The 26,020-nt window shown below is 68.5% G+C and carries 26 protein-coding genes; 7 read left to right on the forward strand and 19 right to left on the reverse strand.

The window, feature by feature from the left end; translation table 11 throughout:
* Positions 1 to 79 precede the first annotated feature (79 nt).
* On the forward strand, positions 80 to 1,174 hold the full coding sequence (locus HNQ73_RS07050; RefSeq protein WP_183333652.1) for a polyamine ABC transporter substrate-binding protein: 1,095 nt from the start codon (positions 80 to 82) through the stop codon (positions 1,172 to 1,174).
* Positions 1,175 to 1,596: 422 nt separating this feature from the next.
* Positions 1,597 to 1,869, forward strand: coding sequence for a putative glycolipid-binding domain-containing protein (locus tag HNQ73_RS07055; protein WP_306415748.1), 273 nt, complete (start codon positions 1,597 to 1,599; stop codon positions 1,867 to 1,869).
* 18 nt (positions 1,870 to 1,887) lie between these two features.
* Here the strand turns inward: HNQ73_RS07055 and HNQ73_RS07060 are convergent, their stop codons facing one another.
* Entirely contained in the window at positions 1,888 to 3,510 is a 1,623-nt protein-coding gene (locus HNQ73_RS07060) for a fumarate hydratase (protein WP_183333656.1), read from the reverse strand.
* A gap of 157 nt (positions 3,511 to 3,667) precedes the next feature.
* Between HNQ73_RS07060 and HNQ73_RS07065 the strand changes: the two genes are divergently transcribed.
* On the forward strand, positions 3,668 to 4,666 hold the full coding sequence (locus HNQ73_RS07065; RefSeq protein WP_183333658.1) for a glucokinase: 999 nt from the start codon (positions 3,668 to 3,670) through the stop codon (positions 4,664 to 4,666).
* 6 nt (positions 4,667 to 4,672) lie between these two features.
* Here HNQ73_RS07065 and ptsN read toward each other — a convergent pair whose 3' ends face one another.
* The 16 genes from ptsN to HNQ73_RS07145 form a co-directional block, all read right to left on the reverse strand.
* The gene (gene ptsN / locus HNQ73_RS07070) at positions 4,673 to 5,146 is read right to left on the reverse strand and encodes a PTS IIA-like nitrogen regulatory protein PtsN (protein ID WP_183333660.1); all 474 of its coding nucleotides are present in this window, start codon (positions 5,144 to 5,146) and stop codon (positions 4,673 to 4,675) included.
* Between the two features lie 59 nt (positions 5,147 to 5,205).
* Positions 5,206 to 5,799: a ribosome hibernation-promoting factor, HPF/YfiA family gene (gene hpf, locus HNQ73_RS07075; protein WP_183333663.1), complete on the reverse strand. Its 594-nt coding sequence runs from the start codon at positions 5,797 to 5,799 to the stop codon at positions 5,206 to 5,208.
* A 124-nt stretch (positions 5,800 to 5,923) separates the two neighbouring features.
* Entirely contained in the window at positions 5,924 to 7,465 is a 1,542-nt protein-coding gene (gene rpoN / locus HNQ73_RS07080) for an RNA polymerase factor sigma-54 (protein ID WP_183333665.1), read from the reverse strand.
* Positions 7,466 to 7,575: 110 nt separating this feature from the next.
* Positions 7,576 to 8,466 carry an LPS export ABC transporter ATP-binding protein gene (gene lptB, locus HNQ73_RS07085; protein ID WP_183333667.1) on the reverse strand — a complete coding sequence of 297 codons (891 nt, stop codon included), beginning with the start codon at positions 8,464 to 8,466 and terminating at the stop codon, positions 7,576 to 7,578.
* Between the two features lie 34 nt (positions 8,467 to 8,500).
* The gene (locus HNQ73_RS07090) at positions 8,501 to 9,103 is read right to left on the reverse strand and encodes an LptA/OstA family protein (RefSeq protein ID WP_183333669.1); all 603 of its coding nucleotides are present in this window, start codon (positions 9,101 to 9,103) and stop codon (positions 8,501 to 8,503) included.
* On the reverse strand, positions 9,100 to 9,825 hold the full coding sequence (lptC, locus tag HNQ73_RS07095) for an LPS export ABC transporter periplasmic protein LptC (protein ID WP_183333671.1): 726 nt from the start codon (positions 9,823 to 9,825) through the stop codon (positions 9,100 to 9,102). The genes HNQ73_RS07090 and lptC overlap by 4 nt, the downstream gene beginning before the upstream one ends.
* Positions 9,826 to 9,995: 170 nt before the next feature.
* Complete coding sequence (locus HNQ73_RS07100) at positions 9,996 to 10,610, reverse strand: ribonuclease D (RefSeq protein ID WP_183333673.1); 615 nt, start codon at positions 10,608 to 10,610, stop codon at positions 9,996 to 9,998.
* Positions 10,611 to 10,689: 79 nt separating this feature from the next.
* Positions 10,690 to 12,003 (reverse strand): alpha/beta hydrolase, encoded by a 1,314-nt coding sequence (locus HNQ73_RS07105; RefSeq protein WP_183333675.1) that lies wholly within the window; start codon positions 12,001 to 12,003, stop codon positions 10,690 to 10,692.
* A 106-nt stretch (positions 12,004 to 12,109) separates the two neighbouring features.
* A complete protein-coding gene (locus HNQ73_RS07110; protein ID WP_183333677.1) occupies positions 12,110 to 12,394 on the reverse strand; it encodes a hypothetical protein in 285 nt (94 codons plus the stop codon).
* 6 nt (positions 12,395 to 12,400) lie between these two features.
* Positions 12,401 to 13,411 carry a WD40 repeat domain-containing protein gene (locus HNQ73_RS07115; protein WP_183333679.1) on the reverse strand — a complete coding sequence of 337 codons (1,011 nt, stop codon included), beginning with the start codon at positions 13,409 to 13,411 and terminating at the stop codon, positions 12,401 to 12,403.
* Positions 13,412 to 13,528: 117 nt separating this feature from the next.
* Positions 13,529 to 14,569, reverse strand: coding sequence for a CobW family GTP-binding protein (locus HNQ73_RS07120; protein ID WP_183333681.1), 1,041 nt, complete (start codon positions 14,567 to 14,569; stop codon positions 13,529 to 13,531).
* 143 nt (positions 14,570 to 14,712) lie between these two features.
* Positions 14,713 to 15,654, reverse strand: coding sequence for a metal ABC transporter substrate-binding protein (locus tag HNQ73_RS07125; protein WP_183333683.1), 942 nt, complete (start codon positions 15,652 to 15,654; stop codon positions 14,713 to 14,715).
* Positions 15,655 to 15,692: 38 nt separating this feature from the next.
* Positions 15,693 to 16,562 carry a metal ABC transporter permease gene (locus tag HNQ73_RS07130; protein WP_183333685.1) on the reverse strand — a complete coding sequence of 290 codons (870 nt, stop codon included), beginning with the start codon at positions 16,560 to 16,562 and terminating at the stop codon, positions 15,693 to 15,695.
* Between the two features lie 9 nt (positions 16,563 to 16,571).
* Complete coding sequence (gene aztA / locus HNQ73_RS07135; RefSeq protein WP_183333687.1) at positions 16,572 to 17,345, reverse strand: zinc ABC transporter ATP-binding protein AztA; 774 nt, start codon at positions 17,343 to 17,345, stop codon at positions 16,572 to 16,574.
* Positions 17,346 to 17,349: 4 nt separating this feature from the next.
* Positions 17,350 to 17,502, reverse strand: coding sequence for a hypothetical protein (locus tag HNQ73_RS07140; RefSeq protein ID WP_183333689.1), 153 nt, complete (start codon positions 17,500 to 17,502; stop codon positions 17,350 to 17,352).
* A 96-nt stretch (positions 17,503 to 17,598) separates the two neighbouring features.
* Positions 17,599 to 19,182 (reverse strand): OpgD/OpgG family glucan biosynthesis protein, encoded by a 1,584-nt coding sequence (locus HNQ73_RS07145; RefSeq protein WP_183334285.1) that lies wholly within the window; start codon positions 19,180 to 19,182, stop codon positions 17,599 to 17,601.
* A 256-nt stretch (positions 19,183 to 19,438) separates the two neighbouring features.
* On the opposite strand from HNQ73_RS07145, the gene HNQ73_RS07150 reads away from it, so the two are divergent.
* The 3 genes from HNQ73_RS07150 (at position 19,439) to HNQ73_RS07160 (ending at position 23,289) form a co-directional block, all read left to right on the forward strand.
* Positions 19,439 to 20,401, forward strand: coding sequence for a TAXI family TRAP transporter solute-binding subunit (locus tag HNQ73_RS07150; protein ID WP_373284880.1), 963 nt, complete (start codon positions 19,439 to 19,441; stop codon positions 20,399 to 20,401).
* A 243-nt stretch (positions 20,402 to 20,644) separates the two neighbouring features.
* Positions 20,645 to 22,918, forward strand: coding sequence for a TRAP transporter permease (locus tag HNQ73_RS07155; protein WP_373284879.1), 2,274 nt, complete (start codon positions 20,645 to 20,647; stop codon positions 22,916 to 22,918).
* On the forward strand, positions 22,915 to 23,289 hold the full coding sequence (locus tag HNQ73_RS07160) for a DUF1850 domain-containing protein (protein ID WP_244649988.1): 375 nt from the start codon (positions 22,915 to 22,917) through the stop codon (positions 23,287 to 23,289). Before HNQ73_RS07155 ends, HNQ73_RS07160 begins: the two co-directional genes overlap by 4 nt.
* Positions 23,290 to 23,295: 6 nt before the next feature.
* Here the strand turns inward: HNQ73_RS07160 and HNQ73_RS07165 are convergent, their stop codons facing one another.
* The gene (locus HNQ73_RS07165) at positions 23,296 to 23,544 is read right to left on the reverse strand and encodes a hypothetical protein (protein ID WP_183333693.1); all 249 of its coding nucleotides are present in this window, start codon (positions 23,542 to 23,544) and stop codon (positions 23,296 to 23,298) included.
* Positions 23,545 to 23,751: 207 nt separating this feature from the next.
* Between HNQ73_RS07165 and HNQ73_RS07170 the strand changes: the two genes are divergently transcribed.
* Positions 23,752 to 24,480, forward strand: coding sequence for a DUF1045 domain-containing protein (locus HNQ73_RS07170; protein ID WP_183333695.1), 729 nt, complete (start codon positions 23,752 to 23,754; stop codon positions 24,478 to 24,480).
* Here the strand turns inward: HNQ73_RS07170 and HNQ73_RS07175 are convergent.
* Positions 24,471 to 26,015: a TRAP transporter large permease gene (locus HNQ73_RS07175; protein ID WP_183334291.1), complete on the reverse strand. Its 1,545-nt coding sequence runs from the start codon at positions 26,013 to 26,015 to the stop codon at positions 24,471 to 24,473. The genes HNQ73_RS07170 and HNQ73_RS07175 overlap by 10 nt on opposite strands.
* Between the last annotated feature and the right edge of the window lie 5 nt (positions 26,016 to 26,020).

The following is a 26,020-nucleotide window of genomic DNA, read 5'->3' on the forward strand; positions in this document are numbered from 1 at the left end:
GCCTGTGACCGCTTAGCCTTCGTGCGGGCGCTCCGGGTGGGGCGCCCGCTTCCCATCCCGTCTTGGAGACTGCCCGGAAATGGTCCGCGCTCTCGTTGCCTCACTCGTTGCCGCACCTCTTCTCGCGCTTGCCGGACCGGCGACCGCGCAGGAGAAGATGGTCCACGTCTACAACTGGTCGGATTACGTCGATCCGAAGATGCTGGAGGACTTCACCAAGGAGACCGGCATCAAGGTCGTCTACGACACCTATGACAACAACGAGATCGTCGAAACCAAGCTGCTCGCCGGCAAGTCTGGCTACGACATCGTCGTGCCGTCCGGGCCCTTCCTGCAGCGGCTGATCAACGCCGGCATCTTCCAGAAGCTCGACAAGTCGAAGATTCCCAACTTGCAGTACGTCTGGCCCGAGGTGGCCGAGCGGCTCCAGGTCTTCGACCCCGGCAACGAGCACGCCGTCAATTACATGTGGGGCACCACCGGCATCGGCATCAATGTCGACAAGGTGAAGGAGCGGCTGGGCGACATTCCCCTGAACACCTGGGACATCGTGCTGAAGCCCGAGCTCTCGGCCAAGCTCAAGGACTGTGGCATCCACATGCTCGACGCGCCGGAGGACATCATGCCCGGCGTGCTGAGCTACCTCGGCCTCAACCCCGATTCCAAGGATGCCAAGGACTTCCAGAAGGCTGCCGACCTGCTCGTGAAGGTGCGCGGCAATATCCAGAAGTTCCACTCCTCCGAGTACATCAATGCGCTTGCCAACGGCGACATCTGCGTGGCCGTGGGCTATTCGGGCGACATCCTGCAGGCCAAGGCCCGCGCCGAGGAGGCGAAGAACGGCGTCAACATCGCCTACATCATCCCCAAGGAAGGGGCGCTGATGTGGTTCGACTCAATGGCCATCCCCGCCGACGCCCCGCATCCCGAGGAGGCGCACGCCTTCATCAACTTCATGATGAAGCCCGAGGTCGCGGCCGCCAACAGCAACTTCGTCGCCTACGCCAACGGCAACAGTGCCGCGACGGAGCTTCTTGACGAAGAAATCCGCAACGATCCCGGCATCTACCCCGACGAGGCGACGATGAAGCGCCTCTTCACCAACACAGCCTATGACGAACGCGCCCAGCGCACACTGACGCGGCTGTGGACGCGGGTGAAGACGGGCCGGTGAGGGTTTCCCTTGCGAAGGCTTGGGGGCGGCATGCCGGGCATGCCGCCCTTTTTCGTTGCCTTCTGCCGGCGGAGATTGCCAGAGGCACCGCGGGCGGTGTCTCATGGTCCATCGCCACGACCGGCGAGGAAGGCCGACTATGCGCGGCGTTTACTGGGCGTGGCGTGAGGCACGGGGCAGGAACACCTGCAGCTCATCGACCGTCCGGACGCGCTGGTCGCCGAGGGTGTCGTGGCGGACAGGCTGGAGAGTGGCATCTTCCGCACGCACTATCGCGTGACCTGCGACCGTGCGTGACGCTTCCGCCATGTCGAGCTGCAGCTGGAGCAGGGCCCGGGCCGGTGGGAGCTGCACCTGGGGCGCGAGCCGGACGGGCACACGTCGACGGTGTCGAGCGGCTCGACCTGCGCTGATGTACGGACATCGACCGGATGGGCTCGCCCGTCACCAACACGCTGCCCATCCGCAACCTGGGGCTCACGCCCGAGGAGGAGCGGGAGATCCGCATGGCCTGCATCCGCATCCCGCACCTTGCAGTGTCGCCGCAGGCGCAGACCTATGCGCGGCTTGATGCTGGCGAACCGCCGCGGCGCTTCCGCTATCGCAACGTGGCGAGCGGTTTCACGGCCGACCTCATGGTCGACGACGAGGGGCTCGTCGTCGACCATCCCGGCCTCTGGCGCCGGCGCGGATGACGGCCGGCGCCGGCCGGCTCAGCCGAGGTTCAGTTCCTTGAAGAAGTCGTTGCCCTTGTCGTCGATGACGATGAAGGCGGGGAAGTCCACGACCTCGATGCGCCAGATGGCCTCCATGCCGAGCTCGGGATACTCCACCACCTCGACCTTCTTGATGCAGTCCTGCGCGAGGCGCGCGGCCGGGCCGCCGATGGAGCCGAGATAGAAGCCGCCGTGCTTCTGGCAGGCGATGCGCACCTCGGCCGAGCGGTTGCCCTTGGCGAGCATCACCATGGAGCCGCCGGCCGCCTGGAACTGGTCGACATAGGCGTCCATGCGCCCGGCCGTGGTCGGCCCGAAGGAGCCGGAGGCATAGCCTTCCGGCGTCTTGGCCGGGCCGGCGTAGTAGATCGGGTGGTTCTTGAAGTAGTCCGGCAGCGGCTCGCCGCGCTCCAGGCGCTCGCGCAGCTTGGCATGCGCGAGGTCGCGCGCCACGATCATCGGCCCGGTCAGCGACAGGCGCGTGCGGATGGGATAGCGCGACAGTGTCGCGAGGATCTCGGACATCGGCCGGGTGAGGTCAATCTTCACCACCTCGCCGCCGAGCGCGGCCTCGTCCACGTCGGGCAGGTACTGCGCCGGGTTCATCTCGAGCTGTTCGAGGAAGACGCCGTCGCGCGTGATCTTGCCCTTGGCCTGACGGTCGGCCGAGCAGGAGACGCCGAGGCCGATGGGCAGCGAGGCGCCGTGGCGCGGCAGGCGGATGACGCGCACGTCGTGGCAGAAGTACTTGCCGCCGAACTGGGCGCCGACGCCCAGCTTCTGCGTCATCTTGTGGATCTCGGCCTCCATCTCGAGGTCGCGGAAGGCGTGGCCGGCCTCCGAGCCCTGCGTCGGCAGGTCATCGAGATAGCGGGTGGAAGCGAGCTTCACCGTCTTGAGGTTGAGCTCCGCGCTGGTGCCGCCGATGACGATGGCCAGGTGATAGGGCGGGCAGGCGGCGGTGCCGAGGGTCAGGATCTTCTCCTTGAGGAAGGCGAGAAGCCTGTCGCGCGTCAGCAGCGAGGGCGTGCCCTGGTAGAGGAAGGTCTTGTTGGCCGAGCCGCCGCCCTTGGCGATGAAGAGGAACTTGTAGGCGTCCTCGCCCTCGGCATAGAGCTCGATCTGCGCCGGCAGGTTGTTGCGCGTGTTCTTCTCCTCGAACATGGAGAGCGGCGCGAGCTGCGAATAGCGCAGGTTGCGCTTGAGGTACGCGTCCCGGATGCCCGCGGCGAGGGCGGCCTCGTCGTCGCCATCGGTCCAGATGAAGCGGCCCTTCTTGCCCATGACGATGGCCGTGCCAGTGTCCTGGCACATGGGCAGGATGCCGCCCGCCGAGATGTTGGCGTTCTTGAGGAGATCGTAGGCCACGAACTTGTCGTTGGGCGTCGCCTCCGGATCGTCGAGGATGGCGCGCAGCTGGGCGAGATGGCCGGGGCGCAGGAAGTGGTTGATGTCGCCGAAGGCGGTCTCCGCCAGCAGGCGCAGCGCCTCGGGCTCCACGACGATCATCTCGCGGCCGCCGAACGTCTCGACGCGCACGCCCTCGCTCGTGATCTTGCGGTAGGGCGTGGTGTCGGCGGCGAGGGGAAAGAGCGGCGTGTAGGCAGCTTCGGCGGACATCGAGGTTCCTCATCTGGCGAGGGCGCGGCCGTGGACCCGGCGGCCCGAGCGTGCTTCTAATGGCTCTTAAGCATCATTCCAAGGCGTGGAAAATGCGCATGCGTCCCCCCGCCGCACCGGGAGGATCGTCGGGAAGACAGGAACGATCAGGGAACCGATGTTCGCCTATCCGCTTCTCGTCGCCGACATCGGCGGCACCAATGCACGTTTCGCCGTGGTGATGGAGCCGGGCGGCCCACTCAGGCCCCTCGCTCACCTCCAGACCGGGGCCTATGCGAGTTTCGTCGCGGCCGCGGAGGCCGCCCTCGGGCGTGCGGGAGACCTCTTTCCCCGCTCCGCCATCCTGTGCGCCGCCGGCCCCTGCGAGGGGCGGCGCATCAAGCTCACCAATGCGTCCTGGGTCATCGACGGGCCCGAGATCGCCGATGCCCTTTCGCTCCAGCAGGGACTGCTGCTCAACGACTTCGAGGCCCAGGCGCTTGCCCTGCCGGCTCTGCCCGGGCACGGGCTGCGCGAGCTGACGGAGGGCCTCGCGCCACGGGGGCCGACGCGCGTGGTGCTCGGGCCGGGCACCGGGCTCGGCGTCGCCGGTCTCACGGAGGCGGCCGGTCGCTTCATTCCCCTGCCCAGCGAGGGCGGGCACGTGGACTTCGGGCCAGTGGACGAGGTCGAGGTCGCGATCTGGGCGGCGCTGGAACGGGTGGAAGGGCGCCATACGGCCGAATCGGTTCTCTCCGGCCCCGGCCTTGCCCGCCTCCACCGGGCGCGACTCGCGGTACTGGGCGGCGCCCACACGACGGACGGGGCGCCGCAGATCGTCGAGCGGGCGCTCGCCGGCCAGGACACGGCGTGCCGGGAGACGGTGCTGCACTTCCTGCGGCTCGTCGCGCGCTTTGCCGGCGACATGGCGCTCACACTCGGCGCAGCCGGCGGCGTCTATCTTGCCGGAGGAATCCTGCCGCGGCTCGCGCCGCTGATTGATGCTCAGGCCTTCGTCGCCGCGTTCACGGCCAAGGCGCCTGTCGATGCCTTCGTCCAGGCCATTCCCGTCCGGCTCGTCACGACGCCGGACGGCGTGCTCTACGGGCTCGCCGCTATCGGCCACGACCCCGGGCGCTATGCGGTGGACTGGGACAGGCGACTGTGGCGGGCGTGAGAAGCACTAGTCGCCTGGCTGCTGCGTCGCAGCTTGTGCCTGGGTGAGGATGGCGAAGAGCGCAGCCGGGTCGCGCGTGGCGCGGATGCGCTCCAGCACGTCCGGCTCGCGCAGGATGCGCGCGACGCGCGCGAGCGCCTTGAGATGGTCCGCGCCTGCCGATTCGGGCGCAAGCAGGAGGAAGATGAGGTCGACCGGCTGGCCGTCGAGGGCCTCGAAGTCGATCGGCCGTTCGAGCCGCGCGAAGAGGCCGAACAGCCGGTCGATCTTGGCGGGCTTGCCATGGGGAATGGCGATGCCGTCGCCGATGCCGGTGGAGCCGAGACGCTCCCGCTGGAGCAGCGTCTCGAAGATGTCCCGCTCGTCGAGGCCGGTCAGCCGGGCCGCATGCGCGGACAGCTCCTGAAGGGCCTGTTTCTTGCCGTTGACTTTGAGCGCCGGCAGAACGGCCTCAGGCGAAAGCAAATCGGTCAGAGCCATATCTCAACACACAGGTGCGTGGCCGTTGGGCCGGACCAGGTCCGGCCCGCAGACGCACGTCAGGCCTTGTCAGCGGTGCCGTCAGCCGGGGGATCGACCCAGCCGATGGTCCCATCGTGGCGCCGGTATACGACGTTCAGGCGTCCACTGCCAGCGTGTCGAAACACGACGACCGGTGCACCCGTCAGATCGAGCTCGATCACAGCATCGCTGACGGACATGACATGCAGCGGTTTCGTGGTCTCGGCCACGATCACCGGGTGGAAGTCGGAAGCGCCCTCGTCCTCCTCGTCGCCCGGGGGCTCGAGGACATAGGCGGACATGTCCTGCGGGGCACCGTTGGCGGCTCCGTTGGCGGCCTGCCGGTCCTTGAGACGCCGCTTGTAGCGCCGCAGGCGCTTTTCGATACGCTCGGCCGTCTGGTCGAAGCTCTGGTAGGCGTCGTGAGCCGTGCCCGAGGCCTCCAGCGTGATGCCCGAGGCCAGATGAAGCACGCATTCGGTCCTGAAACCCGTCCCCTCCTTGGCAACCGTCACGTGACCGGCGTGTCCCCCGTCGAAATATTTCGAGACGACACTGGCCACGCGGGCTTCGACCTGGCTGCGCAATGCCTCGCCGATGTCGATATTTTTGCCGGAAACCCGCAGCGTCATTGTTCTCTCCCTTTCTGGCGACCTTGACGGTGCCACCTCGAGGGGCCCTTCAGCAGGTTGTCACAGTATGTCGTAGAAAGAGCGTTGACCCAAGTCAACGCGAGCAGCCGCGGCGTCGCTCTCATCAAGCGCTCTGGCTTTGCAGGCGCTTCTGCCGGCGGCGCTCGACGGACGAGGGAATGCGCAGGGATTCCCGATACTTGGCGACGGTGCGACGGGCGATGTCGATGCCCGCGCTCTGCAGCTTCTGCACGATGGCGTCGTCGGACAGCACATTGTCCGGCGACTCGGCGTCGATCATCTGCTTGATGCGGTGCCTCACTGCCTCGGCCGCGTGCGCCTCGCCCCCCGGTGTGCCGGAGATGGCTGCGGAGAAGAAGTATTTCATCTCGAACACGCCGCGGCGCGTGCCGATGGATTTGTTCGATGTCACGCGCGAGACGGTCGATTCGTGCATGCCGATTGCGTCCGCCACGGTCTTAAGATTCAACGGCCGCAGATGCTCGATGCCGTGGGCGAAGAAACCGTCCTGCTGGCGCACAATCTCGGCGGTGACCTTGAGGATGGTGCGAGCGCGCTGCTCCAGGCTGCGGGTCAGCCAGTTAGCGGTCTGCAGGCAGTCGGCGATGAAGGTCTTCTCGGCCTCGCTGCGGGCGTTGCGCGAGACGCGGGCGTGATAGGTCTGGTTGACCAGCACCTTCGGCAGCGCCGCCTCGTTGAGCTCGATCAGCCAGCTGCCGTCGGCTGCCTCGCGCACGAAGACGTCGGGCACCAGCGTCTGCGCCACGCCGCCGCCGAAGGCGCGGCCCGGCTTGGGATCGAGCCGGCGCAGCTCGGCCAGCATGTCCGCCAGGTCTTCGTCGTCGACGCCGCACAGCCGCTTGAGTGCGGCCAAGTCACGCCGTGCGACGAGGGGCAGGTTCGCGACGAGCGCCTGCATGGCGGGGTCGAACCGGTCCTGCTCCTTGAGCTGGATGGCGAGGCATTCGGCGAGGTTGCGCGCCGCAATGCCCGAAGGCTCGAAGGTCTGGACGAGCGCCAGCACCTTTTCCACGCGCTCGTTCGTGGTGCCGAGCCGCGCGGCGATGGCCGCCGTATCCTCTGCCAGATAGCCGTTCTCGTCGACGGCGTCGATGAGATGGCGGCCGATGAGCCGCTCAGTGGGATCGCTGGTCGCGACGAGCAGCTGGGCTTCGAGATGGTCGTGCAGCGACACGTCAGCCGCCAGCGTGGCCTCGAGATCGGGGCCCTCGTCGTCGTCGAAGGAGCCGTGCCCGCCGCTCCACAAGGACGACGAGACGGGCAGCATGTCCTCGGCCGGGCGGAGCTCGCGGGTCTTGGCCGCGCTCTCGTCCTGGAAGACGTTGTCGAGGCTGGTGCCGAGTCCCGCCTCGAGCGTGTCGCGCGAGACAGCGAGCTCGTCGTTGAACCACTGGCGCTCGTCGTCAGCGCCGTCCGGCTCGGATATTGGCTCGGAGGTCTCCGCGGGGTGCTCGCCGTCGGGGTCGTCCGCCCGCTCGAGCAGCGGGTTGCGCTCAAGCTCCGCCTCCACGTAGGCGACGAGCTCGTTGTGCGAGAACTGGAGCAGCTTGATGGCCTGCAGCAGCTGCGGCGTCATCACCAGGCTCTGGCCCTGGCGCAGCTCCAGTCGGTGCATCAAAGCCATGTTGCCGCCGGTTCCAACCCCCGCGCGCCTTCGGCACGCTTCTTGCTTGGAATACGGTTTTAGCGATTGTCGCACCCTGCGTCAAAGGGACGGTGCACTCTGCACGGTCCTTAGAGCTGAAAATCCTCGCCAAGGTAAAGACGGCGCACGTCCGCGTTGGCGACGATCTCCTCCGGGCGGCCTTCCGTCAGCACGCGGCCGGAGTGGATGATGTAGGCCCGGTCGATGAGGCCCAGCGTCTCGCGCACGTTGTGGTCGGTGATGAGCACGCCGATGCCGCGGCTGGTCAGGTGCCGCACGAGGTTCTGGATGTCGCCCACCGCGATGGGGTCGATGCCGGCGAAGGGCTCGTCGAGCAGCATGAAGGACGGTTGGCTGGCGAGGGCGCGGGCGATCTCGCACCGCCGCCGCTCGCCGCCCGACAGGGCGATGGACGGCGACTTGCGCAGCCGGCTGATGTTGAACTCCTCCAGCAGCGCGTCGAGCTGGCGTTCGCGCTCGCGCCGGTCGCGGATAACCACTTCCAGCACCGCGCGGATATTGTCCTCCACCGACAGGCCGCGGAAGATCGATGCTTCCTGCGGCAGGTAGCCGATGCCGAGGCGCGCGCGCCGGTACATGGGCAGGTGCGTGATGTCGTGTCCGTCGAGCGTGATGGTGCCGCTGTCGGACGCGACGAGGCCGGTGATCATGTAGAAGATGGTGGTCTTGCCGGCGCCGTTGGGGCCGAGCAGGCCCACGGCTTCGCCATTGCGCACGGCAAGGGCGGCGTCCTGCACCACGGTGCGGCCGCGGTAGCTCTTCTGCAGGCCGCGCACGGCGAGAATGCCGGGCCCTCCGAAGATGGCGCTGTCCCCCTCCCGCGGGCCGGCGGCATAGGGGGGCGCGAACTCGTCGGGCGCCGGGGCGCCGTCGGGCGTGTCAGTGGCGAAGGGATCGGCGGTTTCCAGCCCTTCAGGTCGGTGCGTGACGCCGACGTTGCGCTTCAGGGAAAATCTCACGTGGTTCCGTCCTCGGTCGACGAGCTGTGCGGCCTCAGCGGGGGCGCGTGGGCTTCTGCGGCTCGTTGCCGCCCGGTACGAACACGCCTTGCACGCGCCCGCCCGGCTTCGCCTCACACCGTGCGATGCTGGTGTTGAGGTCATAGACGATGCGGTCGCACTGTTGCACGTTCTGGCCCTGGCTGAGCGCCACCTTGCCGGTGAGGAAGACGCGGTTCGCCTGCCGGTCGAAGGTGGCGAGGTCGCCGGTCGCGGTCTGGTCCTTGGAGACAATTGTCACCGGTCCGGCGCATTCGAGCTTTGTGATGTTGTTTTCTGCCGGCGTCCCGCCCGCTGCTGCCTGCTGCTGGCCGGAGCCGGACTGGTTGGCGCCGCCTCTGGTGGCGCTCTGGTCGTAATGGACGATCAGGCGCGAGCAGCGCATGGTCGTGTCGCCCTGCACGGCCACGACGTTGCCCGAGAAGATGGCGCGCTGCTCCTTGTCGAAGATCTCCAGACGGTCGGCGTCGATCTTGATTGGATCCTTGCTGTTGCCGAGGCCGGAAAAGGGCGAGGCGTTCTCCTGCTGCTGGGCGAGGGCCGGTGCCGCCACCAGCGCAAAGGCGAGGAGGGCGTAGGGCTGGAGCCTGATGGTCATGGACGGTCTTCTCGCGTGGGGCCGGGCTCGGTACTGCCGGTTGCCGGCGGGGCGGTTGCGTCGGGTTGGCGGTCGGCCTTGGTCTCGATAACAGCCTGTACCCGCCCGGTGAAGGTGATGTGCTGGCCGTTGTCGGTCACGTCAAGCGCGTCGGCGGTGATGGTTGCGCCGGTGAAGGCGACCTCCACCGGCTGCTTCGAGGTGACCGTGCCGGCCTTGAAGTCCACGAAGGCCGACTTGAGGCGCGCGTCGTAGCCGCGTTCGGTGGTGACGCGCACGTTGCCGTTGAGCTGGAGCTGTTCCTTCTGGGAGTCGTAGAGGCCGCTGTCGGCGCTGAGGTGCGCCTGCCCCTGATCCTTGAGGGTGACGTGGCCGTCGATGTCAGACAGTTCGATGAGGTTGGGCTTGCGCGTGTCCTGCGTGGCGGCTGCGGCGGTCAGCTCATAGGGCTGGGTGCCTTCGCGGAAGCCACGCAGCTTGGGCGCGCTCATGGTGATCTTGGTGCCGGACAGGCTGACGGGGCCCAGCGTCAGGCCCCCGATGGTACCGAGCGATGCAAGCATGCTGACGCCGACGAGGGTGGCGATGGCGAGGAGGGAACCGATCGGGATCGCGCGCCTGAGAAAGCGCACCCGCCGCGAGTGGCGCAGGGCGGCGGCATAGGCGTCAGCGCCGCGTGAAACGCGGCGTCCAGCCTGGTTTGACGACACCCCCACGGACATCTGGCGTTCTCACCTACGTGGCGCGGCTGGGCAATTCATTGCGTCCCGACAATGCGCGCGATCAACGGCAATATCAAAAGCAAGATACCTCGGCATGCACGTCAATGCACGCCGAGGCAAGCCTCATGTAGTGACGACGGCGCACCGGGTCAAAGCATGCGCCGTTTCCCTCACGAATGGGCGAAGATGTCCACGTCCGGCCAGCCGGCGAGATCGAGCCGCGCCCGTGTCGGCAGGAAGGCAAAGCACTGGCGCGCAAGTTCCATGCGGCCCTCGCGGGCGAGCAGTGCCTCAAGCTTTTCCTTCAGCGCGTGCAGGTGCAGCACGTCCGAGGCCGCGTAGGCGAGCTGCGCATCGGTCAGCGTCGCGGCGCCCCAGTCGGACGACTGCTGCTGCTTGGAGATCTCGACGCCGAGCAGCTCCTTCAGCACGTCTTTCAGGCCGTGCCGGTCGGTGTAGGTGCGAGTGAGGCGCGAGGCGATCTTGGTGCAGAACACCGGTGCCGGCATGACGCCCAGGTAGTACTCGATGACCGCGAGGTCGAAGCGGGCGTAGTGGAAGATCTTCAGCACCTTCTCGTCCGCGAGGAGACGCTTCAGGTTATCCGGCGGCGGCCCGTCGGGGCGGATCTGGACGAGGTCCGCCGTGCCGTCGCCGCGCGAGAGCTGCACGAGGCACAGCCGGTCGCGCTGGGGCACGAGGCCAAGGGTTTCGGTGTCGACGGCCACGGCGTCGCCGAATTCGGCGTCGGCCGGCAGATCGCCGATATGCAGGCGGATCGTCATGTCTCAGCGTCCTTTTTCCGCCCTCCGGCTACCATCGCGCCCGCGAGGGAGCAAGGGGGCTGCGCGGACGTGCCGACGCTCAGGGGGGCGGCGGCTCGGATGCAGGTGCCCGGCGCGTGCCCGCGGCCTCCGGTACCAGCAGGGTGCCCGTCGCCTCGGCTGTGTCGGCGAGGGCGCCGCCGAGACGCTCCATATGGTCGTCGAGGTTGTTGCGCGAGGTTTCGTCGAGGACCGAGACGGGTGCACTGATGACGAGGCCGGCGGCTGTGCCGACCGTGCTCGCCGCCCCGGCCGTGAGCTGGATGATGCGGTCACCGATGCCCACGCGCTGGTCTGTCATGGTCTGGCCGGCGACGAGGCGCTGGCCGATGATCTGCACGACCTCCGGGCTGCTGGCGAACTTCGCGTGGTTGAGCCGGTCGCCCGTCTGCAGCTTGGTGAGGTCGATGACGGTGATGCCGCTGCGCGGCAGGTCCGTGTGGTAGGGCTCGGCGTCCGGGTTGATGGCGCCGAGGCGGGCCGAGCTGCCCCAGATGCGGCGCGAGACCGCGAGGGCCCGGTCGTCCTGCGAGACGAACAGCGTGACATTGGGGCGCGGCGGCCGGATGGCGGCAAGCTGCGTGCGGAAGACGTCGACGTCCACGTCCGGTGCGGCGAGGATGACGTTGCGGATTTTCGGCGCGATGTGCCCCTTGCGGATGGCCATCTGGCGCAGGGCCTCCAGTGTCACCCAGTTGCCCATGGAATGGGCGAGCACGGAGATCTCGCCGACGGCGGGATCACGCGCGAGGGCGGCGAGCAGCCCTTCGAGGGCATCGCGCGAATAAGTGCTGCTCTCGCGGTCGTAGCCGTAGGCGAGGATGCTGGCGCGTGATGGCCAGGTGAAGAGTACCGGCACGACGGGCGAGCCCGAATCATGGACAATCTGGGCGAAGCGGAAGACCGCGTCCTCGAAGCGGTTGTTGAAGCCGTGGATGAACACAAGCACGCGCCGCTTCGGCGTGCGCGCCACCGCCTTGTGCAACCAGTCGAGTGCCTGCTGGCGGTCGAGCCGCTCGGCTTTCAGCGTCACGAAGTCGGTTGCCGGGTTGCCCGGCACGCGGCGCGGCCACTGCACTTCGCCAATCGTGCGGACGTTGTCGGGCGGAATGGATACGGTGATCTGCGCGAAGGCCGGTTCGCGGCCGCGCTCGCCGGTGAACATCTCGACCGGGCTGTCGCCCGGGCTGCGGGTCGTGGCGACGATCATCTCGACCGTCGAGGTGCCCGGTGCCTGCTCGCTGACCGGCAGCAGCACGCCCTTGGGCGGGCCCGCGCAGGCGGCGAGGGCAACGCAGAGGACGATGCCCGCCAGTGCCTTGAGCCAGCACGATCGCAAACCGACACGAACCATCGCCAGAACGCTCCCCGACCGTACGCCTGGCCGACGGCCGGCGCCGCAGCTTTGCCCGGCGCGTGGAGGAAAGGCAAGGGACATGAAGGGTGCGGCGGCGCGCAGCTCAGGCCTGCGACGCAGCAGCCGCCGCGCTGATGTCCGCATCCGTCACCTCGGCGGCCGCCTTGGCCACCTTGAGGGCCCGCGTCCGCCGGCCGGGCTCCATGACGAGGATGACGGTCTCGAGGCCGGGGCAGCCCGGATCGGCGCAGACGATCTCGTTCACGGCGACGGTCGCCTCATCCGGCAGGAGGAGCAGGGAGCGGACCCGCTCCTTCAGCGTGGCGAGCGCGGCCTTCGTTCCGTCGTCGCCGGCCTTCCTGCCGAAGAGGCCGAAGCGCAGGGCCATGGCTGCTCAGGGCAGGGTGAGGATGCCGGCGGCGCCGCCCTCTGTGCCGAAGGCGAGGCGCTTGCCCTTGGCGTCCCATGCGAGGGCCGTCACCGAGGCCTCGTTGCGCGCCTCGAGGCTTGCCCGGCGCACCAGAAGCTCCGAGGCGTCTGTGAGGCGGATGAGAAGGATGCAGCCGTCATCGTAGCCGGCGGCGACCACGAGCGCGCCGGGGTGGAAGGCAACGCGCGAGACCTTGGCGTGGCGGACGCCGCACTCCCGCGGTGCGCGGCCCATGGGGCCCTCCTTGTCGAAGGGCCACACGATGACCGCGTCGGCGCCGGAAGTGGCGAGCCAGTTGCCGTCGTGTGACCAGGAGAAGGAGCGTGTCTTGGCCGGGTAGCCCGTCATGCGCATGTCGCGCCGGTCGGCGAGGCGCCAGCCGTGCAGGGCGTTCTCCTGCATGGCAGTGACGACGAAACGCCCGTCCGGGGACCAGGTGACGCCGAGGTGGGAGCCCTTCCACTCCAGCCGTTCCGGCTCCGCGTCGGTGTTGGGAAACCACAGGCTCACGCCGTTGTAGTGGGCGATGGCGAGTCGGTAGCCCTTCGGCGCAAGCGCCAGGCCCTGGGCGGTCGAGGGCGCCTCGAACTGGCGCAGCCGGCCCTTGGCGTCGCGCGCCGTCACACGCTTGCCCGCGCTCCAGGCGAGGGTTCCGTCGCTTCCAGCGACGATGGCGTCGATCCAGCGGCCCTTCTCGTCCGCGACTTCCTCGATCCCGCCGTCGGCAGTGACGGCGACGATGCGGCCATCGTCGCCGCCGGTTACCAGGCGCTTGCCGTCGCTGGCGGCGACGAGCGCGGTCCCGTCCGGATGGGCCGCGACGCGCTTCTGCTCCTCGCCGGTGACAAGAAGCGTCTCGCCATCGCCCAGCGCGAAGGCCGCGGTGCCGCCGAGCCAGCCGAGGGCGGTGACGTGCGCGCCGGCATCGATATCGGCGACGTGGTCGGTGAGGGAGGAAATCGTCGGAGCGGCCATGGCGTCCTATGGTCCAAACACAGCTCTGAAAGCGCGAAAACGCCCTCCCCGCAAGGGGAGAGGTGCGGAACAAGCGCCCGGTGGGCCTTCCGGAACGTGTCCGAAAGGCCTACCGCGTTACGCCGCGCAGGCGAGGAAGCCCTGGCGGATCGCTTCCCGGTCGAGATTACGTCCGATGAAGACGATCTTCGAGCGGCGCTCCTCGCCGGGCTTCCACTCGCGCTGCAGGTCGCCGTCGAGGATCATGTGCACGCCCTGGAAGACGAAGCGTCGCGGCTCGTTGCGGAAGGCGAGGATGCCCTTGGAGCGCAGGATGTTCGGCCCCTCGCGCTGCACGAGGTCGTTGACCCAGGGCAGGAACTTGTCCGGGTCGACATCGCCGTCGATGGTCAATGCCACGGACTGCATGTCCTCGTCGTGATAGTGCTTCAGGCCGCCGTGGTGGTGATGGTCGTGGTCGCAGTCCGGCCCACAGGCGTGGTCGTGATCGTGGTGGTGATGGTGGTGGCCGTCGTCCTCGAGGAAGGCTGGCTCCAGCTCCAGGATACGCTCGAGGTCGAAGGCGTTGCGGCCGAGCACCTGCGAGATGTCGACGGCGGCGCGCTCGGTCTTGTGGAGCGCCGCGTAGGGGTTGATGGCGCGGATGCGCGCTTCCACCTCGGCGAGCTCCTCGGGCGAGACGAGGTCGATCTTGTTGAGGATGATGACGTCGGCGAAGGCGATCTGGTTCTTCGCTTCCGGCGCGTCCTTGAGCCGGTCGGTCAGCCACTTCGCATCAGCCACGGTGACGACCGCGTCGAGCTTCGTCTTCTCGGCGACGTCCTGGTCCATGAAGAAGGTCTGGGCCACAGGCGCCGGGTCGGCGAGGCCGGTGGTCTCGACGATGATGGCGTCGAACTTGCCCTTGCGCTTCATCAGACCGTCGAGGATGCGGATGAGATCCCCGCGCACGGTGCAGCAGATGCAGCCGTTGTTCATCTCGAACACTTCCTCGTCCGCGCCGACGACGAGGTCGTTGTCGATGCCGACCTCGCCGAATTCGTTGACGATGACGGCGAAGCGCTGGCCGTGCGGTTCCGTGAGAATGCGGTTGAGCAGCGTCGTCTTGCCGGCGCCGAGATAGCCGGTGAGGACGGTGACGGGAATCTTGTCGGCCATGGATGGGCTCCAACGGACACCCGACGCGGCCGGATTCGGGGGAATCCGGCCACGCGGGCGTGATCAGACCTTGCGAAAGGCGGCGCCGCGGATGCGGGGCTTTCCGCCCCCTCCTAGCACCACCGCCGGACCGCCGTCGACCGTCAACGGGCGAGGGCGGCGCTCAGTGCCTTTATATTGTGCTCCATCATGGCGATGTAAGTCCCCGCCGGGCCGTTTTCGTCCGACAGGGCGTCCGAATAGAGGCGCCCGCCGATCGTCGCGCCGGTCTCCCTTGCGATACGCTCGAGGAGGCGCGGATCGGTGACGTTTTCGAGGAAGACGGCAGGGATCTTGTCCCGCTTGATCTGGCGGATGATGCGACCGACGTCGCGCGCCGACGCCTCCGCATCGGTCGAAACGCCCTGGGGGGCGACGAAGGTGAGGCCATAGGCCCTGGCAAAATAGCCGAAGGCGTCGTGCGAGGTGATGACCTTGCGTCGGGCGGGCGGGATGGCTGCCACGGCCGCCTTTACCTCGGCTTCGAGCGCATCGAGCTTCGCAAGGTAGGCCTCGGCATTGGTCGCATACACCTCCCTGCCGGCCGGGTCGACGGTCGTCAGTCCGTCGCGGATTGCCGCGACATAGAGCTTGGCGTTGGCCACGTCCTGCCAGGCGTGCGGGTCGAGCCCGCCGTGGGCGTGGTGGTTGTGGTCATCGTCGTGATGGCCGTGGTCGTCGTCCATCTCGAGCGGCTTCACCTTGGCAGCGGCCTCGACGACCGTCGCGCTCGTGCCGGAAGCCTCGACCAGCCGGTCGATCCAGCCCTCGAACCTGAGGCCGTTGACGAAGATGACCTTGGCTTCGGCGAGGCTGCGCGCGTCGGCGGGAGAGGGCGAATAGACATGCGTGTCGCCGTTGCGTCCGACGAGCACGGTGAGGTCGATGCGGTCGCCGCCGACCTGGCGCACGAAATCGCCCAGGATGGAAAACGTGGCAACCACCTTCACCTTCGCCGCCTCCTGCTGGGCGCTTGCGGCAGGGATGAGGGGCAGGGCGAGGAGGGTGGAAAAAAGTACTGATATAACGTTGCGTCTTGTGCGCATGGCTTAACTCCAGAGCCGGTCGCGGGGCGACGGAGAGGTCAGGCTTCGAGATGTCGTGCGGGCACGAGGCGCCAGAGGAGCCCGTCAACCGGGCCGACGAACAGCGAGATGACATAGGCGCCGCCGGCGACGAGGATGATGGACGGGCCGGCCGGCAGGCCGGTGTGGTAGGAAAGGACGAGCCCGGCGGCGCCGGACAGCATCCCGACCAGCGTCGAGAGGCCGATCATCACCGTGATGTCGCCGCTCCAGAAGCGGGCGGTTGCTGCGGGCAGCATCATCATGCCGACGGCGAGCAGGGTGCCGAGCGCGTGGAAGCCGCCGACGAGGTTGATGACGACGAGGGCGAGGAAGGCCAGATGGGCGACGGCACCTGCGCGGCTCACCGAGCGCAGGAAGCCGGGATCGACGCATTCGAGCACCAGCGGCCGGTAGAGCACCGCGAGCGCGACGAGCGTAACGGTGGCGATGCCGGCGACCAGCAGCAGCGTCGCGTCGTCGAGCGCCAGCACTGTGCCGAACAGGACGTGCAGCAGGTCGACGTTGGAGCCGCGCAGCGAGACCAGCGTGACGCCGAGGGCGAGCGAGATGAGGTAGAAGGCCGCCAGCGCCGCATCTTCCTTCAGCGCCGTTGTGCGGGCGACGAGCCCGGCTGCGAGCGCCACGGCGAAGCCCGCGGCGAGCCCTCCGATGGTCATCGCCGGCAGCGACAGGCCATAGAGGAGGAAGCCGACGGCGGCACCGGGCAGGATGGCGTGGGCCATGGCGTCGCCTGTCAGGCTCATGCGCCGCAGCATCAGAAAGACGCCGACGGGGCCGCCCGACAGCGCGAGGGCTGCGGCGCCGACGAGGGCCCGGCGCATGAAATCGAACTCGACGAATGGCGCGATGAGAAGGTCGTAGAGCATCGCCGACGCTCAGGCCGCGTCGCGCGCACAGACCGGCGCATTTGCATCGAAGGCCTCGACGAGGTGACGGGCCTTCATGAGGTTCTCGGCCGTCAGCACCTCCTCCGTCCTGCCCCAGGCCACCGGCTCGCGGGCGAGGAGCAGTGTGCGCGGGAAGGCCTGGCGCACCATCTCCATGTCGTGCAGCACGGCGACGACCGTGCGCCCCTCGTCATGCCAGCGGCGCACGAGGCCGAGCAGATCGGCCGTGGTGCGCGCGTCGATAGCGGTGAACGGCTCGTCAAGCAGGATGATGTCCGCATCCTGCAGCAGCAGCCGGGCAAAGAGGGCCCGCTGCATCTGCCCGCCGGAGAGCGTGCCGATGGGGCGCTTCTCGAAGCCGGTGAGCCCGACGGCGGCGAGCGCCTCCCCGATCCGCGCCCGGTCCCGGCGGCCGATGCAGCCGAACAGTCCCGCCCGGCTCCACAGGCCGACGCAGACGAGGTCGTAGACAGTGATGGGGAAGCTGCGGTCGATGTCGGCCGCCTGCGGCAGGTAGGCGATGCGCGGCTTCACCCCGCGCGGCGTGCCGAGCGACAGGCGGATATGGCCGGCCAGGGGCGGGAGCGCCCCGGCGATGCCCTTGAGCAGCGTCGACTTGCCGGCCCCGTTGGGGCCGACGACCGCGGTGAGGCTGCCTGCCGCCAGCGCGCCGTCGAGGTGGTGGACGGCCGGATGCCGGTCGTAGCCGAGCGTCAGGTTCTCGAAGCGGATGGCGTCGGGCGTGCGGACGGCGTCGGTCATCGGGTCAATCCAGCACGGCCAGGACGGCGATCCACAGCAGCACAAGCACCGCACCCGAGGCGGTGAGGCGCGTCAGCGCCGACATGCGCAGCAGCGACAGGGTCGGCTCAGCCGCTTCGGCATGGTGATGGTGGCTGTGCGCGTGCGAATGGGTCATGACCAGTCAATTAAATGTTCTACTATAACATTGCAAGCGCCATGCACCGCGCGGGCACGCCGCTGGGGAAAGGGCCAAGGCGCGGCCGGCTGCCGTTCAGAACGGATGGTACTGGTAGAGCCAGGTTTCGGTCAGCACCTGCTCTCCGAGCTTGAGGAAGCAGCGCATCTCGACAGGCTCCGTGCCGTCGACGGTGAGGTCAAACTGCACGCGCCAGTGGCCGGGCACGTCGTTGGGCAGGGCTTCCGTCAGGATGTAGGAGAAGCTGCCGCGCGAGGCCCACAGCACCGGCTCCGGCTGCTCGCCGAAGGGGATGGTGGCGAGTGGCGGGCCGAGGAACTCGAGCATGAACTTGCGCACGCCTGCGGGGCGCGGCTGTCCCGGCTGGCCGCCGTTGCCGAGGCGCGTGGCGACGCAGCGGCCGAGGGAGGTCGGGAAGGGCTCGTCTGCCAGCCAGTGCAGTCGGTAGGAGAGGTCCTTCCGCATCCCCGCCCTGGCGGGCTCGCGGGGCACCCACATGGCGACGATGTTGTCGTGGATCTCGTCGTCGGTCGGAATTTCGATGAGCTCGACGGCGCCCTTGCCCCAGTCGCCCTTCGGCTCCACCCACAGGCTCGGCCGCCTGTCGTAGAAGACGCCGTCCAGGTAGTGGTCGAAGACACGGTCGCGCTGGAGGAGGCCGAAGCCGCGCGGGTTCTCGTCCTGGAAGGCGGAGGCGATGGTGTGCCGCGGGTTGTTGAGGGGCCGCCAGATGCGTTCGCCGGTGCCGGTCCACATGGCGAGGCCGTCCGAATCGTGGATTTCGGGCCGCCAGTCCACGGCCGTCGGCTTAACTGTCTCCGAGAACCAGTACATCGACGTCAGCGGTGCGAGCCCGAAGCGGGCGACGTCCTTCCGCAGGAAGACCGTGCTGTCGATGTCCATCAGCACGCCCTCGCCGCGCTGCATGACGAAGCGGTAGGCGCCGCAGATGCTCGGCCCATCGAGCAGGCAGAAGACCGTGACCGTGTCGCTGCCGTCTGCCGGCGTGTCGAAGTAGACGTGGGTGAACGCCGGGAATTCCTCGGCCTTGCCGGCGACGGCCACGTCGATCGCGATGCCGCGCGCCGACAGGCCGTACTGGTAGAGGGCGCCGATGGCGCGGAAATAGGACGCGCCGAGGAAGGCCACCCAGTCGTTGCTGCGCCAGTCGCGCTTGGGGTCGGGGTTGAAGCGGCTCTCCTGGAAGCGGAAGCCCGCGAAGCCCGAGCCCGCCGGCAGCTCGTGCGCCGGGCTGTCCGGCGGCATGTCGAAGTACCGCTCGTCGTAGATGATCTCGCGGGCCTTGCCGTCGGCGACGACGTGCATGCGTACCGGAGTCTGGAAATAGCGGCCGAGGTGGAAGAAGGTGACCGGGAACTGGCCGGGCCCGTCGGCGAAGAGCGCATACTCCGGCTTGAAGCGGATCTTGCCGTGGGCGTCGTAGTCGATGCGGTCGAGGATGGCGGCCGGCGGCGAGGGCGGCGCCTTGTAGGGGCTCTTCGCCATCGCCTCGGCCCGCGCCACGAGCCCCTCGAAGGAGAACGGCGCCTCCTTGCCGAACTTGAGTCCCTGGGCGGCGAGGACAGCAGGGGCGAATCCCGTTGCCGCCAGACCGGCGGTCGCCGCAGCGGATGCAAGAAGCGTACGTCTGTCGATCATGCGTCGGGCGCTCGTTGGTGGCTCGTCGTCGGTGGGTTCATAGGCCATGTGGGGCTGCGCGGCCATGTTGTCATCCCCGCGCGTGGCTGCGGCCCAGGGGTTATCGCCGGGAAGATGGCGTGGGAATGGCGAAAAGCCTGTGCCTTCCACGCTGGAGGCTTGAGCTTACCGCCGCCGCCATGGATAACTCTTGTCGGCAGCAATGACGCGGCCTCGCAATGTCGCGTCTGCTCAACGCATTCCGGGAGGAGGGACTATGCGTCGCTTCATGAAGACGATGACTGCGGGGGCCGCGGCCCTGACGGCCGTGCTGATGGCTTCGAGCCTGCCGGCCCGGTCGGCCGAGTTCATCAACGTGCTGACGGGCGGAACCTCGGGCGTCTACTACCCGCTGGGTGTCGCCCTGTCGAAGATCTACGCGGAGAAGATTCCGGACACGCGGCCGTCCGTGCAGGCGACGAAGGCGTCGGTCGAGAATCTCAACCTGCTCCAGCAGGGCAAGGGTGAGATCGCCTTCGCGCTCGGTGACAGCGTCAAGCTGGCCTGGGACGGTGACACGGAAGCCGGCTTCAAGGGCAAGCTCGACAAGCTGCGTGGCATCACCGCCATCTATCCCAACTACATCCAGATCGTCGCGTCGAAGGAATCGGGGATCAAGACCCTGGCGGATCTCAAGGGCAAGCGCCTGTCGGTCGGCGCGCCGAAGTCGGGCACCGAGCTCAACGCCCGCGCCATCCTGGAGGCGGCCGGCCTCAGCTACAACGATCTCGGCAAGGTGGAGTACCTGCCCTTCGCCGAATCGGTGGAGCTGATGAAGAACCGTCAGCTCGACGCCACCCTGCAGTCGGCCGGCCTCGGTGTCGCCTCCATCCGCGACCTCGCCGCCTCGGTCGACATTACGGTCGTCGAGATTCCGGCCGAGGTCGTGGAAAAGGTCGGCGCGCCCTATATCGCCGGCACCATCCCTGCGGGGACCTACAATGGCCAGGATGCCGACGTTCAGACCGCCGCAGTCGTCAACTTCCTCGTCACCCGTGCGGACGTCTCCGACGATCTCGCCTACGCGATGACGAAGACGATCTACGAGAACCTCGACCAGCTCGCGGCGGCCCACAGCGCGGCCAAGGCGATCAAGCTTGAGGATGCCCTCGCGGGCATGCCGGTGCCGCTCCATCCGGGCGCCGAGCGCTTCTTCAAGGAAAAGGGCCTGGTGAAGTAGGCCGGCGAGGTTTGCGACACGGGGGGAAAAGCGGGCATCGAGCCCGCTTTTTCGTTTCGGCCCGGCACCGTGCCGGTGGCGGGGAGCGCTTGTGGCCGACGGCTCTTGCGCATTCCACCCCTGTCGTGCTGTGACGAGACATGGAACCGGCCGGCGCGCGGGCCGGGAGACAAAAACAACGACCGGCACTTCCGCAGGCGCGGCGATGGCCGCGAGCGGGGGGCGCACTTCGGGGGAGTTACAATGGCAGAATCGGCCGGCCGAGAGGCCGCAGCGACGGTGAATGTCGAACATGGCATGCCGGAGGGGTTCGGCCCCGGTGCGACGGGCCGGATCCTCTTCTGGATCGCCGTCGCCTTCTCCTTCTTTCAGATCGTCACCGCCTTCGGCATTCCGCTCGACCGCGACATCGTGCCGGGCGTCGACCTTATCGTCATCACTGGCGCCGTCTTCGCGCTGTGGGCCGTCAAGATCGCGGTCGATGCCGCGCGCGGCCGGCCGGTTGCGGAGGCGCTCTATGCCTTCGTGCCGCTGGCGCTGACGATGGTGCTGCTGTCGCGATTCGCCGGCGGCGTGCCGAGCCAGATCGTGCGCACGACGCACGTCGGCTTTCTCTGCCTCGTCGCCGGCGGGCTCCTCGCCGTCCACCGCGCGCAGACGCCGCTGGGACGCGCGTTCGCCTGGACGCTGGGCATCGGCGGCTTCCTCGTCGGGCTCTACCACTGGTTCTTCTACTACGACCTCGTGACGCGCGCGGGCGAACTCATCCCGTCGGATTTCGTGGTCGGCATCGCCGCCATCGCCATCCTCTTCATTCTCGTCTGGCGCGTGATGGGGCCGGCCTTGCCCATCGTGTCCGGGCTCTTCCTCGCCTACTGCCTCGTCGGCAACTACCTGCCGGCGCCGCTCGACCACCGCGGCTACACCCTGGAGCAGGTGATCGAGCACATGTCCTTCGGCACCGAGGGCCTCTATGCCGTGCCGACGTCGGTGTCGGCCACCTACATCTTCCTGTTCATCCTGTTCGGTTCCTTCCTGGAGCGGGCGGGGATGATCCAGCTCTTCACCGACATCGCCATGGGCGTGTTCGGCGGCGCCCGCGGCGGGCCGGCCAAGGTGGCCGTCTTCTCCTCGGCGCTGATGGGGACGATTTCCGGCTCGGGCGTCGCCAACGTCGTCTCGACGGGCCAGTTCACCATCCCGCTCATGAAGCGCTTCGGCTATCGCGCCGCCTTCGCCGGCGGCGTGGAGGCGACGGCCTCGATGGGCGGGCAGATCATGCCGCCCGTCATGGGCGCGGTGGCCTTCATCATGGCCGAGACCATCGGCGTGCCCTATGCCGAGGTGGTGCAGGCGGCCATTGTGCCGGCCATCCTCTATTTCGCCTCCGCGTTCTGGGCCGTGCATCTGGAGGCCGGACGCTGCGGCCTCACGGGCATGCCGCGCTCGGAGCTGCCGAGCGCGCTCAAGGCCTTCACGTCGAAGTGGCATCTCATCCTGCCGCTCGCCGTGCTCGTATATCTCCTCTTTTCCGGCTATACGCCGCTCTTCTCGGGCTCGGTGGGCCTCGCCCTCACAGTGGTGCTCATCCTCGGGGCGGCGGTGGCGGCGGGGCTGACGCACGAGGCGCTGCGCGTCGTGTTCTGGGTTGGTCTCGGCCTGCTCGCCGCGAGCTTCCTGCTCTGGGGCGTGCTCGTCATCCTTGGACTCGTCGCGGCTCTCGTCGTCGCCAGCCTCTTCGTGCGCGGCGGCGTGGAGACGCTGGAGGCGTGCCGCGACGCCCTCGCCGAGGGGGCGCGCCAGGCGCTGCCCGTCGGCCTCGCCTGCGCCGTCGTCGGCATCGTCATCGGCACGATGACGCTGACGGGCGTCGGCACCATCTTCGGCAACTGGGTCGTGTCCATCGGCAAGGGCTCGCTGATCCTGTCGCTGGTGCTGACCATGGTCGTCAGCCTGCTGCTCGGCATGGGCATCCCGACGATCCCGAACTACATCATCACCTCGTCGCTGGCGGCGCCGGCGCTGCTCGATCTTGGCGTGCCGCTCATCGTCAGCCACATGTTCGTGTTCTACTTCGGCATCATGGCTGACCTGACGCCGCCGGTGGCGCTGGCGGCCTTCGCGGCTGCGCCTATCGCGAAGGAGAACGGCTTCCGCATCGGCTTCCAGGCCATCCGCATCGCGCTGCCCGGCTTCGTCATTCCCTACATGGCAGTCTACGATCCGGCACTGATGCTGCAGCCCGTCGAGGGGCTTTCGGGCGAGGCCTACTGGTTGAACGTCGCCTACATGGTCTTCAAGACGAGCCTCGCCATCGGCCTGTGGGGCATCGCCTCCATCGGCTACCTGTGGGCGCCGCTCAAGGTGTGGGAGCGCGTCGCGGCAACCATAGCGGCCATGCTGCTCTTCGCCGCCGCGGCGATGACGGACGAGATCGGCTTCGTGCTCGCTGTCCTGGTGCTCGGCCTGCACTGGTGGCGCACCAGGCGCGGCACGCGGCCGGCCTCTGCCGCGTGAGCGGCCTGTGCCTTGCCGCGGCGGGGCTCGTCGTGCACCTCGGCACGGCGGCCCTGACCCTCGGCTGGACCCACTCGGTGGAAAAGACCGTGTGGGAGGAGGACTGGCGGCTGACCGGGCAGGGCCTCGTCATGGCACAGGCGCGCGTCAAGGGCTCCGGCGCGGGCATGGACCCTGCGCCGGAGGCGCGGCTCATCGACGGTTTCTGGCGATGGACGCCGTCGCTGCCGCCGCAGGATACGGTGACCATGCGGCGCTCGCCGGCGGTGGCGGACTGGTATGTATGTGTCGAGCAGGCGTGCAGGCCGCTCGCGCAGCTCGTGCCGCAGGAGGCGGACCCGGTGACGCTGCGGGCGTGCGACCGGCCGTGAGTGGGCCTAGCGGCGGCCGCGGGGGGAGGTCTCGACGCGGATGGCCTGGCGCATGAAGCCGACCATCGCCCACAGGCCAATGAGGGAGAAAAGGCCCATCAGCACATAGCCGGCGGTCTGGCCGAGCTCGAAGATGCCGGCGATGGCCCAGCCGGCCGCGATGGCGACCGCGAACACCTCGGTGCCGATGAGCACGGCGACGCTGACCAGCGTGAGGAGGGAGCCGGAGGGGCGGGCCTTCTGTGCTTCAACCACGTGTCTGTCCTCGTGCCGCGCGGCGGCGTCATGGTGACGTAGGATCTTGGCACTACAGCATGGCGGCGGCGCAAGGCAAGAGCCCCCGGCCCGCACTCGGGCGGCTGGCGCAAGGCCGCCGACCGCTCTATGGCTGGGCCGGCACGGGTCCCTGCGCGCCGGCCGAGTCGGCCGGCCCCTCCGCAATCTGCCGGCACGAGTGGTGAGATGTCTTCTGACAGTACGCGTTATGCCATCTATTTCGCCCCCCACTCCGACGATCCACTGTGGCGTTTCGGCTCGGGCATCCTGGGCTACGACGGGGCAACGGGGGAGGAGGTGCCGCAGCTCGTGCCGCGCGGTCTCGATGCGGAGGCCTTCCGTGCCCTCACCGAGGAGCCGCGGCGCTATGCCTTCCACGCCACGCTGAAGGCGCCGTTCCGGCTGGCGGAGGGGCGCACCGAGAGCGAGCTCATTGACGCGCTCGTCGCGTTCGCCGAGGCGCGCCCCGCCTTCACGATGCCGCGCCTCATCCTGACGGCCATCGGCCGCGAGCCGGCCGAAGGGGCCTTCCTTGCGCTCGTCGAGGCGCGGCCGACGCCGGCGCTCCTCGACCTGGAGCGCGCGCTCGTCCCCGCCTTCGAGCCTTTCCGGGCGCCTGCGACCGAGGCTGAGATCGCCAGGCGCCGGCCGGAGACGTTGACGGAACGGCAGCGGCAGTACCTCGAGACCTACGGCTATCCCTACGTGCTGGAGGAATTCCGCTTCCATATGACGCTGACCGGCCGCGTGCCGCGCCAGGACGTGGCGCGCACGGAAGCGGCGCTCGCGCTCGCCTATGCGGAGCATGTTCCGCCGGGGGATATCCTCGTCGATGCTCTCGCCCTCTGCCGGCAGGAGGGGCCGGGCGAGCGTTTCCGCATTGTCGGTCGCGCGGCGCTCGGCGCTCAGCCGTAGAGCGCCCGCGGCAGGGCCGTCGCCAGCGCAGGGAACAGCCAGAGGAGGACGAGCACCGCGAGCTGGATGGCGACGAAGGGCACGATGCCCCTGTAGATGTCGCCCGTCGTGACCTCGGGTGGGGCGACCCCGCGCAGGTAGAAGAGCGTGGGGCCGAACGGTGGCGTGAGAAACGACGTCTGCAGGTTCACCGCCATCATCACGCCGAGCCAGATCGGGTCGATGCCCTCCATCTGCAGGAGCGCCGGGGCGACGATCGGCACGACGACGAAGACGATCTCGAGGAAATCGAGGAAGAAGCCGAGGAGGAACATCACGGCCATGACGAGGAGCACGGCTCCTCCCGGTCCGCCCGGCATGGACGAGAGGGCCTCCCTGACGAGGTCCTCGCCCCCGAGGCCGCGGAAGACGAGGCTGAACAGCGTCGCGCCGATGAGGATGGCGAAGATCATCGCCGTCACGTCCGTCGTGTTTCGGGCGATGGTCCTGAGCAGCCCCTCGCGGGCGAGCTGCCGGAGCGCGTGGAGGAGGCCCGCTGCCACGAGCGCGCACAGCGCCGTGGCGACGAGGATGCCGGCAGACTGGCCGGCCGTCACCGCCTCGCGGCCGAGGCGCAGGTCGACGAGTCCGGTGAGGACGAGGAGGGCGACGAACGCTGCGGCCGTCAGCCGCGCCACGAGGGCGCTCCGGCCCCCGCGCCGGTCGGCCGCGACGAGGATGGCGCCGACGGCCCCGACGGCCGCTGCCTCGGTCGGCGTCGCGACGCCGCCGAGGATCGAGCCGAGCACGGCCACGATGAGCACCACCGTCGGCGCCACCGCACGCAGGAGCGTGGCGAGCGGCGAGGGGCCGAGGCTGCGTTCCTCCGGCGGCAAGGCGGGCGACAGCTCCGGCCGCAGCCAGGCGACGAGCACCTGGTAGAGCACATAGAGGAAAACGAGCAGCAGTCCGGGCACGACCGCGCCGGCGAACAGGTCTCCCACCGACACGGTTTCCGGCGCGAAGTTGCCGAGCGCGAGCTGCGCGCTCTGATAGGCGGTGCCGAGCTGGTCGCCGAGCACGACGAGCACAATGGATGGCGGGATGATCTGGCCCAGGGTGCCGGCAGCCGCGACGGAGCCCGCGGCGAGCGAGCGCGAATAGCCGTGGCGCAGCATCGGCGGCAGAGCCATCAGCCCCATGGTGACGACCGTGGCGCCGACGACGCCCGTCGTCGCGGCAAGCAGCGCCCCGACGATGAAGATCGAAAGGCCGAGCCCGCCGCGCACTGCGCCGAACAGGCGGGCGCAGGTGTCGATCAGCTCCTCCGCGACGCGCGAGCGCTCCAGCACCACGCCCATCAGCACGAAGAGCGGGATGGCGACCAGCACGTCGTTGGTCATGATGCCGTAGATGCGCTGGGGGAACGCCTGCAGGAAGGCATAGTTCATGGCACCCGTCGCCATGCCGATGGCGAAGAAGACGAGGGCACAGCCAGCGAGAGCGAAGGCCACGGGAAAGCCGGTGAGGAGCAGCGCGAAGGCGCTGCCGAACATGGCGA

It is taken from the genome of Chelatococcus composti (assembly GCF_014201415.1).
GTDB lineage: Bacteria > Pseudomonadota > Alphaproteobacteria > Rhizobiales > Beijerinckiaceae > Chelatococcus_A > Chelatococcus_A composti.